We start from the raw sequence: 16,893 nt of genomic DNA, 5'->3' as shown, positions 1-16,893 counted from the left end.
TCTTCCCGCTGGCCACCGCCACTTCAACCTGCCGCAACACCGTTACGATCTGCTCTGGTTTGTACCTCTGCATCGGCATATTCAAATACCTCCCTCATGAGATTCTCTCTCACTTCGGCTGGTATCGAAATCGCCGGGCAGGTCAACTGTGAATGGCAGACCGGCGGAGGTGCTGTCCGCCGTCGGTTACCCCGGCTCCATCGAGGGCTACCAGGTGAACTTCCGCGTACCCACAGACACTACCAGAGGTGCCTCCACGGTTCAGGTAAGCGTGGCCTGGATACCCGGCCCGGCGGTAACCATCAGTGTGCAGTAAATGGCACTGCAACTTCTCACAAGATGAAGGGCGGATATCTTGCCGCCCTCCTGCACTGCATACAAAAAAATCTAAGGAGAACACCATGAAAGCGAAAAAGATCGTGCTACTGAGTGTGATGTGGTCATTGCTCGGAACGGCAGCTGTGCTGCTCGCCCCAACCAAGGCGCAGGCTCAGTTACCTGCCCTTGATCCCAACTTCCAGTGGTTCAGTGTGGATGTGTGTTTTGTATTGCCCAGGCTAGATGCCCTGGGCGCTTCCATGGGAACTTCAGCAACTGCCACTGGAGATAGGCTTGCCACTACCGCGGGTCTCCTCTATCCGGAAGGAACTCTCCCCGCCAATGTTACTGACATGACTCAATGTCCAGATGTAAATCTCTCCATCGGCACAGCGCAAAACCAGAGACAGGCGATTGCCGCTACTTCCACTAATCTAGGGGTTGCCAATCAGTACAATAACTTATTTTTTCGGCTTAACGGAGGAACTACCGCTGCCAGTCGGGCTGCCTATACAGGTCCGTTGGGTGCGGTGCTTGCCACCAATTTTAATAACTCCATTCTTGTCACCGGGGGAAGCGGCGATTTTGCGGATACAGGAGATTCTTTCATCGTCGGTATTGGCGATGACTCAGGGCTTCGCAGCAAGTGGATATTCCCGCTCAAACAGAGAGCCACTCCCGCCGTGGCGGCTACTCCCAATGGCCCGGCCGTTACACACTCCAACGACTTCTCACTGGTCAGCGCGACCAAACCGGCAGTCGCAGGCGAACTCCTGTCGATCTTTGCTACCAGCCTTGGCCCCACGACTCCCGGGGTTCGCGATGGCACACCATTCCCTGCGAGTCCGTTGCAGGCAACTCGGTCGCGTGTGGGCGTTCTCGTAAATGGGAGAAATGCACAGGTGCTGTCCGCCGTTGCCTTCCCCGGCTCGGTGGACGGTTACCAGGTGGATTTCCGTGTTCCCGCAGATGCGGCTAGAGGCACCGCGACAGTTCAGTTGACCTTGGCGGGAATTAAGGGACCAGCGGTACCCATCAACATTCAATAGTTGAGGTGGTCAAATTGAAAAGGCCTGCTCGTCATGAGCAGGCCTTTTTCTGTCTCTTGGGAATTTGTTGACTGTTGGGTACCGCTCCCTCTCGGTCGCGGCTCAATTCGCGCGGCGCGGCGACACCAACTGGAAAGTTGGTCTAATCAACGTCAGCTTGCGCCCTCCGTTCGATTTTCTGGATGGCCCACTCAGCGTGCTCGGCGATCACCGGGTCGGCGTTCGAACGCAGACTGTTCAGCACGGGCAGGGAATCGGTGTCGCCAGAATTTCCCCCGAGATTTCCCAATGCGACCGCGACGTTGCGCAAAAATCCCTGATGCTTCGACCGCTTGATGGGGCTTGATGCGAAGTGGCCGCGGAACTCCTCCGGTCCGAGACGCGCCAGTTTCTGTAGCAAGCCCTCCGATTCATCGGTGAAAATTGGAAGTGGTAGAAATTCCGCCACGGTGCTGGCGGCGGCACGGCGATTCCACGGACAGACGTCCTGGCAGATGTCGCAGCCGAACACGTGCTGGTCGATCTGCTCCCGCATCGGCTCGGGTATCGACCCGCGCAGCTCAATTGTCAGATAGGAGATGCACAGGCGCGCATCGAGTTGATAAGGCGCCACGAACGCGCCGGTGGGACAGGCATCGAGACACGCCGTGCAGGTCCCGCAACGATCCAGCGGCGGCGTGTCGGGAGGAATCTCCAGACTCGTTAGTATTTCGCCGAGAAAAAACCACGAACCGACCTGCTGATTAATCAGGCAGGTGTTCTTCCCGATCCAGCCCAGCCCGGCGGTCTCGGCGTAGGCGCGCTCCAGTATCGGCCCGGTATCAACGTACGATTTGGCTTCAAACGGGAAGGGAAGGCTGGCACGCATGTCCGCCAGTAGCGCTTCCATCCGCTCCGTCATTACTAGATGATAGTCGCGGCCCTGCGCGTAAACGGAAATTCCGCCCGGCGGTTTTTCTTTTCCGGCGACCGGGGAGTCTTCCGGGCTTCCCGCCGGATAATAATTCAGGCCGAGGCAGATGACCGACTTCACCGACGGCAGCAGTCTGCGCAAGTCGGCGCGCTCGCTGCGCTCCATGTAGCGCATCTCGCCGTGCCGGCCATGATCGATCCACTCGCGCCACCCCTCAACATGCTTGCCCTCGAGGTCAACCGGAGCAATCCCTGCCAGGTCAAACCCGGCCCGGTGAGCGGCGTCCAATATGATTGCGCGGATTTCAGTTTCCATAGGTGGTGTATCAGAAGTTGTGAATCAGAGCCCCGATCGCCAGGGAGGGGGCACGTTCAACGGCCTGTATTATTCGGTGTGATATTCGGTGTAATATTCGGCAGGCGCGCCCCCTCCCTGGCGGTCGGGGCTCTGATCCGGTGCTAACAGGTCATCGAATCAACCGTTTAATTCACTCCAGGGGAACTTCTTCGCATCCCCATTCAGCCCAGATAAATCCCCATTCAACTCTCAATAATCGCCGTTCGCCATTTTTGTGTTAAGTTCCTTACCCATACGCATCCTATAATACAGCGATCACAGTAGATGTGTATTTTTAGTAGACGCGCATCCGGGCCTGACCCCGGCGTTGCCAGATTTGGAAACGGCGCGTTGTAAAAGTTTGCTCCGGACTGTTCCCGGAAAAGTCGATTTTCAGAGAGGCAACCATCAATGCATAAGCCGGCAAAATATTTTGACAAAGGTCTTACCCTGGCCGCCAGCGCGGCATGGAACACCATCCAGTTTTTCAATAAGTACAAACCAAACGACACCTTCATTCCGAAGTGGTCGGACAAGCCGCTACTCAAGTCGTATCAGAAGACCAAGCCGACGCTGGGCTGGCCGCGCCAGACCGACTCGCTTTGTCCTACCTGCGTGCGCGAAGCGCGTGCGCGCATTCTGGACGGCGAGCAGGAACTCTCGACGCTTCTCAATGAGAAGGTCGGCGAGATCAAGGCCACCATCCTCGAGCGCGACGGCAAGATCATGATCGTGAAGGACTGCCCGCAGCACGGCCACTTTGAAGATATCCTGGCCATCGATCCTCAGTTCCTGCAGAACATTGAAGGCCGATTCCCCGGTCGCGACATTCAGGCGCACAACGACAAGGACCTGCACAATCACGGGACTTCCACCATTAAGCATGGCCGCGGCGCCGTTCTCACCATCGACCTTACCAACCGCTGCAACATGATGTGCGATCCCTGCTTCATGGACGCCAATCAAGTCGGCTTCGTGCACGAGCTGGCCTGGGAAGATGTGAAGACGCTGCTCGACAACGCCATCAAGATCAAGCCGCGCCGCCAGATGTCGGTGCAGTTCTCCGGCGGCGAGCCGACCATCTCGCCCTTCTTCCTGGAAGCCTGCGCTTATGCCCGCAAAGTCGGATACAACTCCGTGCAGGCCGCCACCAACGGCATCGAGTTCGCCACCAAGCCCGAATACGCCAAGCAGGCCTATGAGTCTGGCTTGCGCTACGTCTACCTCCAGTTCGACGGCATCGGCAATGCCGCCAACGATCATCGCCGCATCGGCAATCTGTTCGATGTGAAGCTCAAGGCCATTCAGAACTGCCACGACGCCGGCATCGAGATCATCCTGGTGACCACTCTGGTCAACGGCGTGAACAACGAGCAGGTCGGGCCGATCATTCAATTTGCGCTCGACAATCCCAACCGCATCGCCTTCATCTCCTTCCAGCCGGTGTCCTTCACGGGCCGCGACGAGGAGATCACCGATGAGCGCCGCCTGCGTCAACGCTACACTCTGTCGCACATGGCGCATGACGTGAAGAAACAGACGGGCATGACCGAGCCGCTCCGCGATTGGTTCCCGCTCTCGGCCATGGGCACCTTCGCCGATCTCGCCGACCTCATCCACGGCCCCGAAGAGCAATGGGGACAGGTGAGCTGTTCCTGCCATCCCAACTGCGGCGTAGGCACCGCGGTGATGGTCAACAAGCAAAATAAGGAGTGGGCACCGGTTCCGCAGTTCCTCAACGTCCCGCAACTGTTCGCGGACATGCGCGTGATCACCGACACAGCGCGCGGCAAGACTCTCTCGAATCTTCAAATGGGCTTGGCGCTGCTGCGCAACTACGATCCGTTCCAGGCGCCGAAGAGCCTGAAGCTCTCCGACATCCTCAAGAAATTCGACAAGTCGCTGGGCCTGACCGGCACCAGCTACGGCGTCGGCAAAGAGCGCCGCAAAGACCCGTGGAACTTCCTGTTCATCGCCGGAATGTGGTTCCAGGACCTGTGGACCTATGACTTCCGCCGCACCGAAATGTGCGTGATTCCGTATGCCACGCAGGAAGGCGAAATTTCTTTCTGCGCGTACAACACCGGCATCGGCTGGCGCAACATCATCGAGAAGATGCACATGACCGCGACCTTGACCAAGTGGTACGACGAGCACGGTCGGCACGCCATCTACGCCGGCGGCAAAGCTGTCCCGCTGCCCGACGCGACTCATGCGCTCAATCTGAATGCCGAGCACGTCGCCCGCGGACCGCAGGCCACCGCGCTGGAAGGCACGCAGAACACGCGCGACGAGAAGGCGCTGTTGCGCGACGCCAAGCATGACGCGGAAATGATGAAGCTCTATCGCGAAGTCGTGCTGAAAGAAGAAGCCGTGGACCTGGTGCAGATCGGCATGCCCAAGCCCACACCCAAAACCGCATTGGTAACCAGCATTCAACCCGCCGCAGCCAAGAAGCCGGTCGCCAAGCCGGAGAACGAAATGGTTGCAGGCGATTAGTTCGTCAGTCCGTGTGGTTCATGAGTGGATCTGCTTCGCAGCGCTACTCATATTGCAAGCTAAGCAAGCGGCTCCCGGGTTGGGAGCCGTTTGTTTTTTTAGGCGAAGAGTAAACCGAGCCAACCGGGGCAACGCCAACATCGAGCGATGACGGTTCTGCTAAAATAAAACCAGCATTGCGATCGGATAATTATTTTCACGGCGTCATGCCACGCGCGTAGGTCTTCTGCCTTATTCGGATGTCATCCTGAGCGCAGCGAAGGACTTGCTTTTGGTTTTGAGTAAGCCACAATTTTATTTTTTACGAGGAAAGTAACTCATGCCCATCTACGAATACATCTGCGCCGATTGCGAAAAGCCATTCGAAAAACTCATCTTCAATGCGCGCGAAAAAGTCCTCTGCCCCACCTGCGGCGGCAAGCACAACACGCAGCAACTCTCCGTAGTGGCCTCCCCGGCCAAGGCCGGCGGCGCGTCATCCTATAGCGAAACCGGCGGAACCTCGGGTCCAACCTCGCGTCCCGCAGGCCCCTCTGGCGGATGCGGCAGCGGTTGCGGCTGCAACTAGTAGCCTGTGCCCTTTCCTGAAATTGTTTTTTCCATTCCGAGTTGCCCGTAGGGCAACACCTCGTTGTGTAAGTTGCCCGAAGGGCAACACCGTGAATAGCCGTAGGTGAAACCTACGGAAATCGTACAAATAAACGACATCAACCCCGAATGGGGTTGACCTGTGCAGGACCGCCGCGCAGGACTATGTCAGGCCCCTCCGGGGCCGTATTTTGTTTTGGGGGTGCTGATCCGTAGGTTTCACCTACGGCTATTCACGGTCATGCCCTTCGGGCATGTGAAATTTATTGGACCATTATCAAAATTGGAGTAGAGTTCCTGACTTCCAGCCAAGCCCCGGCAGGGGCGCAAGAAAGTAGCCTACGGCGCAAGCCGTGGGTTACGCGTACGATGAAGGAGCAAGCCCCGGCAGGGGCGAAAGAAAGTGGGATGGAATCTCTTTCGCCCCTGCCGGGGCTTGTTCCTATTTACATCCACAAACCCCGGGCTTGCGCCCGGGGCTACTATCTGCCGCCCCTAGGGGGCTGAGAACTTCACTCCATCAAAAGTGAAAAAGGGTCTGGGGTTTTTTGCTACCCGCGACGAAAGATCACCGTGGCCAGCGGCGGCAGCGTCAGATTCAATGAGAACGGTCGGCCGTGATGCGATTGCGTTTCCGCGATGACGCCGCCCGAGTTGCCCTGGCCGCTGCCGAAGTAAATCGACGCGTCGCTGTTCAACTCTTCCTTCCACCGGCCGCCGAGCGGCACGCCGACGCGATAATTCTGTCGCGGCAGCGGAGTGAAGTTGCAGACCACCAGCACCGTGCCGCCGCCGTTGCGCGCGCGGCGCAGGAAGCTGACGATGCTGTTCTGACTGTCGTCGCAGTCCACCCACTCGAATCCCCATCCGTCGTAGTCGGCCTCCCACATCTCCGGCGCGCCGCGATAAAACGTGTTCAGGTCGCGCACCCAGCGTTGCAGGCCCTGATGCGGAGCGTGTTCCAGCAGATGCCAGTCCAGACTTAAGTCGTGATTCCACTCACGCGTCTGGCCGAACTCGCAGCCCATGAACAGCAGCTTCTTGCCGGGATGCCCAAACATATATCCATAGAGTAGGCGCAGGTTAGCGAATTTCTGCCACACGTCGCCGGGCATCCTGCCGATCATCGAGCCTTTGCCATGCACCACTTCATCATGCGAAAACGGTAGGATGAAGTTTTCGCTGAAGGCGTAGAGTAGGCTGAAGGTGATGTAATTCTGGTGGAAGCGCCGATGCACCGGGTCCTTCGACATATAGGCCAGCATGTCGTGCATCCAACCGAGATTCCATTTGAAGCCGAAGCCGAGGCCGCCCGAGTAAGTGGGTCGCGAGACCATCGGCCACGACGTGGACTCCTCCGCGATCACCGACGCGCCGGGAAACGCGCCGTGCACCTGCTCATTGAGTTGTCGCAGGAAGCCCACAGCTTCGAGATTCTCGCGGCCGCCATGCTCATTCGGTATCCACTCTCCCTCGCCGCGGCTGTAATCGAGATAGAGCATGGAGGCTACCGCGTCCACGCGCAGGGCGTCAATGTGATACTGCTCCAGCCAAAACATCGCGTTGCTGATCAGAAAATTCCGCACCTCGCGCCGCCCGAAGTTGAAGACGTAGGTGTTCCACTCCGGATGCCAGCCCTGCCGCGGGTCGGCGTGCTCATAGAGATGCGTGCCGTCGAAATAACCGAGTCCATGCGCGTCGCTGGGGAAGTGCGCCGGCGCCCAGTCCAGAATCACGCCGATGCCGCGCTGGTGCAGCGTGTCGATCAGGTAGCGAAAATCATCCGGCGAGCCGAAGCGCGCCGTGGGCGCGAAGTATCCAATGGTCTGATAGCCCCATGAGCCGTCAAAGGGATGCTCAGTGAGTGGTAGTAACTCAATGTGAGTGAATCCTAGGTGACTCACATAGTCCGCAAGTTTGTGCGCCGCCTCGCGGTAGGTCAGCCAGCGGTTGCCTTCATCCGGCACGCGCATCCACGACCCGAGATGCACTTCGTAGATGGACATCGGTTGAGTCTGTGCTAGTGACTGAGCGCGCGCCGCCATCCACTCACTGTCATGCCATTGATATTGAGTGAGATCCCAGACCTTGGAGGCCGTGCGCGGAGTCACTTCCGCTGCAAACCCAACTGGGTCAGCCTTATCGACGCTGTAGCCATCGACGCGTGATTGGATGTGATATTTATACAGCGCACCCGGCCCGACACCCGCCACGAAGCACTCCCATATGCCCGCGCCGTGATGCACCTGCATCGGTGCATGTCCTGGCGTCCATTGGTTGAAATCGCCAATCACGGAGACCGCTTCGGCGTTCGGCGCCCACACGCGAAAAGCCACACCGCTCCCGCCCCCCGGCTTGACCGATGACTCGCACAGGTGCGCGCCGAGTTTTTCATAGCTGCGGAAGTGAGAGCCTTCGGCCAGCAGATACAGATCGAAGTCACTCAATTGTTCAGGGTTACTCAATAGTGAGTTCTCCAAAGAATGGAAGTCCTTGATTGTAGGAAATGAGTCACTCTAGATTATACGATCACTTCATCGCGCGGTTCCAGCAGGCCCGGAGCGAGTGACTGTCCCGCGAGCCGCAGCCGCTCGATGAACTGCTCGGAAGCTCCGTGGCAGCGGAACACGCCATTTACATGTCCATCGGGTTGGACGCCGGTGCGATGAAACTCATATACGATTCTGACCTCAAAGTTGTTGTCATGCAGCCCGTCCACCTCGGCGATATGGGTTACCTTGCGCGTGCCGTCGCTGAAGCGCGCGGTCTGCACCAGCATGTGAACTACAGACGCCATTTGCTGGCGCACGAACTTGCTGGGCAGGTCGAGCTTGGCCATCATTACCATGGTCTCCAGGCGGCTGAACGCGTCGGCCGGCGTGTTGGCGTGGACGGTGGTCATTGAGCCCTCGACGCCGGTGCCCATTGCTTGCAGCATGTCCAGCGCTTCGCCACCGCGCACCTCGCCTAGCAGAATGCGGTCGGGACGCATACGCAGCGCGGTCATCAGCAGTTGCCGCTGCGTGACCATTCCCTTGCCTTCGATGTTGGGAGGGCGCGTTTCAAAGCTCAACGCATTCTCCACCTGCAACTGCAACTCGGCCGTGTCTTCAATCGTGATCACGCGCTCATTCTCCGGGATGAACCGCGAGAGGCAATTTAGAAATGTCGTCTTGCCCGAGCCGGTTCCGCCCGAGACCACGATATTCATGCGCGCTTCCACGCAGGCGCGCAGAAAATCCATCATGCCCGGCGACATGGTCTTATTGCGCAGCATGTCGTCATTGCTGATCACCTTGCGCCCGAAGCGCCGGATCGACAGCGACGGCCCATCCACGGCCAGCGGCGGGATGATGGCGTTCACGCGCGAGCCATCGGCCAGACGCGCATCCACCAACGGCACGCTCTCGTCGATGCGCCGGCCCACGCTGGCCACGATCTTCTCAATGACGTGCAGAAGGTGCCGATCATCCTTGAAGCGAATGTCGGTCTCGATGAGCTTGCCGTGCTTCTCGATGAACACATGCTTATGCGTGTTGACCAGAATGTCCGAGATGTTGGGGTCCTTCAGCAGCGGCTCCAGCGGACCCAGGCCAAACACCTCATCGAGGATTTCCTCGACCAGGCGGTAGCGCTCGGCCATGGTAACCGGCAGACGGTCCTCGCGCAGGATTCCTTCCACCACCCGCTGCACTTCGCTGCGCAGCCGGTCGCGATTCACCGCCTTCATTGCGTCCATGTTCAAAACAGCCAGAAGTTTTTGATGCACCTTGGAGCGCAACGCGATGTAGCGCTCCTGTTGAACGCCGCTCGCCGCGGAGCGACCCGCCGCCGCCGAGCGGGGAACTGGCAGAGTCTTCGTGGGAATTGTGGGTCGTGTGCTCATCCGTGCGCTTCCCTCTTCGCGTCTCTGTTGATGTCGAGCGATGGAGTGCTACCCAGTCTGCTGAACCTTCACTCTACCATGACGCGACAGAAGGTGAAAGCGGTCCCGTTGGGCTTCCGTGGCGCTGCCAGGCAGTCCAGTTGCGATGCCATCACGTAGTCCTATGCGTGCGCTAGTACTAGCTGGATCTCCGCAAAAAAAAGATAGTTCCATCCCGGTCCCGCTATAGTAGGATAGTCGCAACTCAGCCTAATAAATTGTTTTTCGATTTAGGCCGGGACCATGGCCGGATCGGCCAAATAACCTTGGAGGCCCACTGTGAAGAAACATCTTCTACCTACGATTCACTTCCTGGAATTAGCACTTACTCTAATTGTCCTGTTGCTGGCTGGTCCATCCGCGATTCTTGCCGCCGAAGACTCGCCTGCGGCGAATCAAGTTGTGCCGGGGCAGATTCAATTCAGCGGAAACGTCTTAACCGCAGAGGACACGGAGGTAAAGGCATGAGCGCGCGGTGTCACTTTCGCGCTGTTCGCCGAGCAGACGGGCGGGACGGCGCTGTGGATCGAGACGCAGAATGTCAGTGTGAGCGACGCAGGGAGTTACTCGGTGTTACTAGGCGCGGAGACCAGTGGCGGGATACCGCAGAGTATCTTCTCAAGCGGCGCGGCGCTCTGGCTGGAAGTTAGTTACTCCGCTGAAGGCTAGTCAGTCACTCAGCCGCTGGTGTTACTGGTAAGTGTGCCGTACGCGCTGAAGGCGGGTGACGCGGAGACACTCGGGTGGCTACCGGCGTCGGCCTATGCGCTGAGCGTGGATGCGCTATCCAGGCGAGTGAGTCAGGCGGGTGGCCTGGTCGGTGATAGGGCCAGCGCCTCGGCCAGCGCCTCGGCCGGCGACTCACTGCCGACCGCCTCGGCCACCACCACCGACTTCATCGCCAAGTTTCTCAACGGGACCGGCGCGCTGACCGACTCCGTGATCCGCGAAGACACGGCCAACGGACGAATCGGGGTGGGAATATTTCCCACGTCGCTGCTGCACGTGGCGGCGCCGGGGCAGGCCAAGCTGACCGTCGAGGCGACCACCGGCGACGCGCAAATTGATTTTAGCTCGTCGGGCGCGGGCGGCAGATCGTGGCTGTTCCAGACCGGCGACACCAGTTCAGGACTGAACGGGTTGTGGCGATTGATTGACTCGACGGCGGGCCAGACGCGCTTCGTGATCGACGCGACGGGCAAGGCGGGCTTCGGCGTGGCGACACCATTGTCGGCGCTGCACGTGGCCGCGCCGGGCCAGGCGGCGCTGCGCGTGGAGGCCACCAGCGGCGACGCGCAAATCAACTTTGCGGCTACCGGCGCGGGCGGGCGCACCTGGCTGTTCCAGACCGGCTATACCAGTTCAGGACTGAACGGGCTGTGGCGATTGATTGACTCGACGGCGGGCCAGACGCGCTTCGTAATCGACGCGACGGGCAAGGCGGGCTTCGGCGTGGAGACACCGGCCTCAGCGCTGCACGTGAAGGCGCCGGGACAAGCGAAGCTGACGGTGGAAGCCAACGGCGGCGACGCGCAGATCGACTTCAAATCGACGGGCGCAGGCGGGCGGAGTTGGCTATTCCAAACCGGCGATACGGCGTCAACACTGAACGGACGCTGGCGGCTGATCGACTCGACAGCGGGCCAGGAGCGAATGACCGTCGACTGAGTAGGTAACGTAGGAATAGGAACAGCCGCGCCCACGAGTAAGTTGGAAGTGAGTGGCGGCGGCAAGTTCATCGGCGACGGCTCACTGCTGACTAACCTGCCCGGCGGCGGTGGCCTAGGCGGCACGGGGACCATCAACTCGATTCCGAAGTTCACCGCGGCGACTACCGTGGGCAATTCACAAATCACCGATAACGGGACTGCGGTGGCCATTGCCGGAGGACTGGCGGTGGATACGGATACGCTTTCCGTGGACGCGTGAACAACCGAGTTGGCATCGGCACGGCGGTGCCGACAGCAAGGTTTCACATGCACTCCACTATAGATGGTGGAAACCTTCTTCGTATGTCGAACCCCGCAGCCAGCAACTTTCCATTTGCGAGCATCGTGACTCTGGTCGAGGACACAAATAGCTTTGGAACTAATGCCGAGGGATTCCGATTGGTCCACGACGGGCTTGCGAACAAGTTTTTCCTGCAATCCGCCAATGGCGCAGCCTCAACCAACGACCTCACGCTGGAGAGAACCCGGAAGAACTTCGGCATCTGGACTTCGGGCAATCTGGCCAAACTCACTGTGGCAGCCAATGCCTCGTTTCTTTCCCCAGGCACAGTCACGGTCAATGTGGGCTCGCCCACGGTGACCGGCGTTGGCACAAAGTTTCTGACCGATTTTGCCGAGGGAGATCGGATCCGAGTGGACGCCACAGTGCCCCAGGAAACGCGCACTGTTACCGCCATCGCATCGGATACTTCTCTGACGGCTGCTGCAAATTGGGTCGCCGCCGCCGCTGGTTCGACGGCCACAAACTTCCCCGCGATTTTGCGACTGGACAACTCCGCGGGCACAACCGCGCTGGTGGTGAACTCATCTGGATACCTCACAGTGGGAGGGCTTGGCCAGGGAGGACGAATTCGCCTTTCTGGTGCGGATGCAACCGCGGACGGCGTAGGCGCGGCGCTGGAAGTCATCAATGGCTCGCCGGGAGGGGATTTCTGGTACCTGCGCGCGGGAGCGACGGGAAACAACACGCCAGCGGGAGGATTCAGCATCTCCAGCGATGCCAATGACTATCCCTTCGTGATTACCAACACGGGCAAAGTCGGTATGGGGGCATTGGCGCCTGCTACCAAGCTGCAGGTTGTTGGCGATATTCGCGTGGGCACCAGCGGGACCAACGGATGCCTGCAGCGATTCGACGCCGCGCCGCTGACGGGTGTGTGCTCCTCCGACGCGCGACTGAAGAAAGACATCCGCCCGTTTGATTCGCTGCTGGACCGTTTCGCGCGCTTGCAGCCGGTGAGCCATCTGTGGCGCGCCGACGAATTCCCGGATTTCCAATTCGGCGCCAATCGCGTGAACGGGCTGATCGCGCAGGAAGTTCAGCAGATATTCCCCGAGTTGGTATCCACGGACGACAAAGGATTCTTCCGCGTAAATTACTCCGACCTACCGCTGCTGACCATTCAAGCGGTGAAGGAGTTGAAGCAGGAGAACGACGCGCTGAAAGCGCGGCTGTCACAACTCGAATCATTGATGGAAGAGCGGCTGGGCGTGCAGTTGAGCAAGGTGCGGTAAAGCAGGAGTCAGTAGTCAGAAGTTAGGAGACAGAAGTCAGGAGACAGAAATTGGAATGCGCGGAGGGGAGTAGGGCGTTAGTCAATGGGAAAATGCGGAATCTTTGGGCGGAACCGGGAAAGGCGGGGGGTAGGGTGTTGGGGGAGGCTGGCAAACTCCGACGATGCCGCGAATCTTGTCAGGTTGGACGATTTGGATAATTTGAGATTTGTGGGCAGAGTGGTCAGGTTGGCGCTCCGCGAATTTGGTCAGGTTGGTCGATTTCGATAATTTGACGTGCGAGATGGGTGCGAAGCGGCGGGAAAGTTGATCTGAGTTCCCCCCCCCCGAACCCCCAATCCCCAACCCCGAATCCCCAGTTTGTCAATCTGGGCAGAGTGGTCAGAACCGTGAACGTTTGCACTTTGGGCTGGACCGCGAATTTGGGCAAATTTGGCAGGGTCGCCCGCGAAAGAAAATGCAGGTTTGCGAGACGCGGTTAGGACCTACTGCACGGGGACGGTCACGCGGTTGCTCGCCACGCCACCGATGATGAGGCTGACCGGAATGTTGCTGGCCGGTGACAGTCCCGCGGGGACTCGCGCGTTCACTTGATAGAGGCCGGCGAATCCCGGGGCGATGCCGCTGAAGGTGATCTCCGCTTCGAGGTTGTCAAAGAAGACGCGCGGCGCCAGCGTGGTTCGATTGAGTGGCTCGCTGGTGCGCCCTGGTTCGCCCGCGGGTAGTGCCGGGTTCACGGGACCCAGGCCCACGGCATACATTGAGACAACACTTCCGCGCACCGCCGCATTGGCCGTGCTGACCAGCGATCCATCGGCCTTCAGGAAGATCCCCGTACCACGCCCAGATGAATCCACGGTGAAGATGCCCGGAGCGGCGACGGAGACGATGACCTGAATTTCATTGCCCCGCACGCCGGCGTTCTCGATGGTGAGTCCATAGGCGCCGGGCGTCAGATTGAATGGCAGCACCGCGTTGACCTGCACCGGCGATACGTAGAATAGCGGCAGGGCCACCACAGAGGCGGAGGAGATCAGCAGCGCCCGCGTCGCACGAAGTGTAACTGGCAGAGGCAGCACGGCGGCGCGCGCCTCGTCATCAGCGAGGTTCAGTCCGAAGATGGAGATGATGCCGCCGGAGGCCAACGAGGCATTGCTCGCATACGTCGCCGCGTTCACCGCCGCGCCCGCCTGCAACGCCGGCCGAATGATCTGCACCGCCTGCGCGGTGAAGACCACGGACTGATCCCGGTAGGTGGCGGTAACCTGCGTGATGCCCGCCGTGGCGGGTAGCGTCAGAACAGTGCTGGCCATGCCTTCCGCGTCGGTGATGCTGGTGCGCCGGTTCAGCAGGCCTCCGCCGCTGGTGATCGCAAAGCTGATGGACTCGCCGCTCGCGGGTATTCCATCCTCATTCAACAACGAGACTACAAATGGCGGCACTGAGGTGTTCACTCCACCGCTGGCGCTGTTGCCGGTGACCGCGGAGAGTCGCAGCAGCGTGGCTTCGATGCGTATGTCCAGGGGAATGGATTGAGAAGTCGTGGCACCGCCGAGGGAGCCGCTGGTGAGCACGAGGCGGCCGAAGTAGGATCCCGGCGCGAGGTTGGTGGAATTGACCCGCACGGTTACCTGGGCCGAAGCGCGCGGGTCTAAGGTGCCGCCGGACTCCGAGACGGACAGCCACGATTCCCCACTCGGGATTGATACCGCCAGCGACCAGTTCGCCCGCGTGGCCAGAACATTCGTCAGCGTGAGGGAGAGGGTGGCGGAATCACCCGGCGTAATCGAGGCGCTCAGTTCGAGTGGAGTGATAATCACGCTGGCGGTTACGCCCAGCACGCGCGTCTGAAATGCGCCCCGGCCCTTGGTTCCCGCGATGATGGCATCGGCGCCGGCTTGCCGCAGAATGGTTACCGGGCTGCGCGGCAGGCCTGTGTTAATGGCGATCCATTGCGTTCCGCCGTTGTAGGTGGCGTAGCCGCCGTTGTCGCCACCCACGTAAATCGTCTGCGCGGGCAGGTTACCGGCGGGTAGGGAAAGTGCGTCAATCGCGATGCTACGCAGCGTGCCGCGCGGAAGATTCGAACGCAGAGAGAGCCATGATAAAGCGTTGTCCGTGGAACGCAGCACATCACCAGCCTCCCCACGAGAACCGGCGGCGGAAAAGGGCGGGTCTCCAATCGTGGCGTATACCGTGGCGGTTTGTCGCGGATCAACGGCGAGTTGATGCACCCATCCCGTAACCGGCGCGCCCTGCGTCCAGGTTTGGCCGGAGTTGGTGGAGCGCCAGATATAAGAAATCGTCGGACAACCGGCCGCGCCGGCCAATGGAGGGATGCAGGCGGTGGCCGCATACATGAAGCGGCGCGCCAAGGGAGCCGCGGCCAGCGCCGTTACCACGCGGGTGCGGTCCGGATCAATTGTCCCAAATGCCGAAAACGTTGTGCCTTGATCGGTCGAGCGATAGAGCAGTTGTCCGGCGACATAAACATTGGCGAGGCTGCCGGGATCAGCCAGCAGCGGTGGATTGGGCGCGCGCGACTCCGCAGCGGGAATGGCCGTGGTGGAAGAAAAGACGGCGCCTCCGTCGGTGGAGCGGTGAAATGCCGAAAGCCCATTGGCCAGGATCGTTCGTTGCCCTGAGGCGGATACGTTGCCCGCCGCGACGCCACTGAATACATCCGTTGAACTCAGAGTGCTCCATAGCGAATTCGTTCCGTTATAGGCGAACAATCCTGTAGGGCTGGCGGCGAAAACATCGTTGATGGATGTTGCGGTCAGGTCCACGAACTGCGCGATGGGTGGGCTGAGGTTGGCCAGCGAAGGTCCACCGGGTTGCGCTGTGAATCTTTCGAGTCCGAGGTCGCCGGCCAGCCACAAGGTGTTTGCAGCGAATGTTGCGGCATGGATGCGCTGCTTGATGGAGCTGATCGTGCTCCATGTTTCGCCACGATTTGCCGAGACCATTAGTCTGGTGCTGCCCGTCAGGTACAACCGAGCTCCCGCGGCGTCCGATAGCAATCGCATCGGCGGAGACGCCGCCGCAATGCCGACGGTCACATTCCACGTGGTTCCGCCGTCAGCGGAACGATAGACATCGATGGTGGGGCCGCTGCCGTCAGAGGGTACATAAGCCACCGCCAGATACACCGCCGAACCGTGCACCAGCACACTGACAAAAGTGGTGCGCGAAGTGGTCTCGCCGGCAACAGTGGGAAGGGCAATATCTGTAAACGTATCTCCGCCATTGGTCGATACGGCGAGTATTCCGGTGCGCGAAGTTGCGACAGGCAGGCCGGTAAAGATACGGCCTTGTGCGTCGAAGGCGACTGCTGTTGTCGCGGTGCTGCGCACGCGCTTCCAGTTTGTTCCCGAGTCCACGGAGATGTACAACCCATCTTCCGAGCCGGCGGCGATGCGGCGACCGTCGGTGGGGTCGACGGCCAGGGCGCAGACGGGGCGATTGCTGAAAGGCAGGCTCCTGGTCCAAGTGAAGCCGCCGTTGCTGGAGCGCATGACGCCTTGACCTGGATGAGGCTCAAGGTCATCGCCGGTTCCCGCGTAGAGGAAATCCGGCTGGGAGGGATCGCGAGCCAGCGAGCAGAATTGCAGCGTGGCAGTAGTTTCAGTGAGTGGAGTCCAATTGATTCCTTCGTCTTCCGACTTCCAAATTCCGCCGGCGGGCGTGGCTATTACCACCGTGTTACCGGAGCGCGGGTCCGCGTCGATGGCGGTAACGCGGGAAGGAACAACGGCACCGCCGATGCTGGACCAGCTACTGCTGGAAAGTTGCGCACGGAGCGGCGCAACAACGGCCAAGCCGAAACACAGGCCGAAACACAGGATGAGGAGAACCCAGCGCAGAGGTGAAATCATCAAGCGAGAATTGCGCGGAGAGCTCCGCCGCCCGCCGGCGGCGAGCAGCGAGAGAATCGCTCGTGGTATTCCTTCCGGTCTGTTGCAGGCCATCATCAATGAGGTTTGCTCGGCATCCTTGGAGTCGATGGCGTTCGAAGTG

At 59.8% G+C, this 16,893-nt stretch carries 12 protein-coding genes; 8 read left to right on the top strand and 4 right to left on the bottom strand.

All coding sequences use genetic code 11. The annotated features are described in order from the left end of the window. Positions 1–118 precede the first annotated feature (118 nt). Complete coding sequence (locus EXQ56_03310) at positions 119–316, top strand: hypothetical protein (GenBank protein ID MSO19479.1); 198 nt, start codon at positions 119–121, stop codon at positions 314–316. A gap of 85 nt (positions 317–401) precedes the next feature. Beyond that, positions 402–1,367, top strand: coding sequence for a hypothetical protein (locus tag EXQ56_03305; protein ID MSO19478.1), 966 nt, complete (start codon positions 402–404; stop codon positions 1,365–1,367). 142 nt (positions 1,368–1,509) lie between these two features. Here the strand turns inward: EXQ56_03305 and queG are convergent, their stop codons facing one another. Continuing rightward, positions 1,510–2,595, bottom strand: coding sequence for a tRNA epoxyqueuosine(34) reductase QueG (queG, locus tag EXQ56_03300; GenBank protein ID MSO19477.1), 1,086 nt, complete (start codon positions 2,593–2,595; stop codon positions 1,510–1,512). A gap of 432 nt (positions 2,596–3,027) precedes the next feature. Between queG and EXQ56_03295 the strand changes: the two genes are divergently transcribed. Continuing rightward, positions 3,028–5,115 carry a radical SAM protein gene (locus EXQ56_03295; protein MSO19476.1) on the top strand — a complete coding sequence of 696 codons (2,088 nt, stop codon included), beginning with the start codon at positions 3,028–3,030 and terminating at the stop codon, positions 5,113–5,115. A 319-nt stretch (positions 5,116–5,434) separates the two neighbouring features. Next, the gene (locus EXQ56_03290; GenBank protein ID MSO19475.1) at positions 5,435–5,683 is read left to right on the top strand and encodes a zinc ribbon domain-containing protein; all 249 of its coding nucleotides are present in this window, start codon (positions 5,435–5,437) and stop codon (positions 5,681–5,683) included. Between the two features lie 571 nt (positions 5,684–6,254). Here EXQ56_03290 and glgB read toward each other — a convergent pair. Next, positions 6,255–8,201 carry a 1,4-alpha-glucan branching protein GlgB gene (glgB, locus tag EXQ56_03285; GenBank protein MSO19474.1) on the bottom strand — a complete coding sequence of 649 codons (1,947 nt, stop codon included), beginning with the start codon at positions 8,199–8,201 and terminating at the stop codon, positions 6,255–6,257. 23 nt (positions 8,202–8,224) lie between these two features. Further along, positions 8,225–9,589 carry a CpaF family protein gene (locus EXQ56_03280; GenBank protein MSO19473.1) on the bottom strand — a complete coding sequence of 455 codons (1,365 nt, stop codon included), beginning with the start codon at positions 9,587–9,589 and terminating at the stop codon, positions 8,225–8,227. 318 nt (positions 9,590–9,907) lie between these two features. Here EXQ56_03280 and EXQ56_03275 point away from each other — a divergent pair, with 318 nt between their 5' ends. The 4 genes from EXQ56_03275 (at position 9,908) to EXQ56_03260 (ending at position 12,873) form a co-directional block, all read left to right on the top strand. Beyond that, complete coding sequence (locus tag EXQ56_03275; protein ID MSO19472.1) at positions 9,908–10,096, top strand: hypothetical protein; 189 nt, start codon at positions 9,908–9,910, stop codon at positions 10,094–10,096. 219 nt (positions 10,097–10,315) lie between these two features. Next, positions 10,316–11,296 (top strand): hypothetical protein, encoded by a 981-nt coding sequence (locus EXQ56_03270; GenBank protein ID MSO19471.1) that lies wholly within the window; start codon positions 10,316–10,318, stop codon positions 11,294–11,296. A 42-nt stretch (positions 11,297–11,338) separates the two neighbouring features. Next, on the top strand, positions 11,339–11,557 hold the full coding sequence (locus EXQ56_03265; GenBank protein MSO19470.1) for a hypothetical protein: 219 nt from the start codon (positions 11,339–11,341) through the stop codon (positions 11,555–11,557). Further along, entirely contained in the window at positions 11,554–12,873 is a 1,320-nt protein-coding gene (locus tag EXQ56_03260) for a tail fiber domain-containing protein (GenBank protein MSO19469.1), read from the top strand. Before EXQ56_03265 ends, EXQ56_03260 begins: the two co-directional genes overlap by 4 nt. 485 nt (positions 12,874–13,358) lie before the next feature. Here the strand turns inward: EXQ56_03260 and EXQ56_03255 are convergent, their stop codons facing one another. Continuing rightward, the gene (locus tag EXQ56_03255) at positions 13,359–16,847 is read right to left on the bottom strand and encodes a hypothetical protein (protein MSO19468.1); all 3,489 of its coding nucleotides are present in this window, start codon (positions 16,845–16,847) and stop codon (positions 13,359–13,361) included. Positions 16,848–16,893 lie beyond the last annotated feature (46 nt).

The sequence above is a fragment of the Acidobacteriota bacterium genome, assembly GCA_009691245.1.
Classification (GTDB): domain Bacteria; phylum Acidobacteriota; class Terriglobia; order 2-12-FULL-54-10; family 2-12-FULL-54-10; genus SHUM01.
This window is presented reverse-complemented; position numbering and strand designations above follow the sequence as displayed.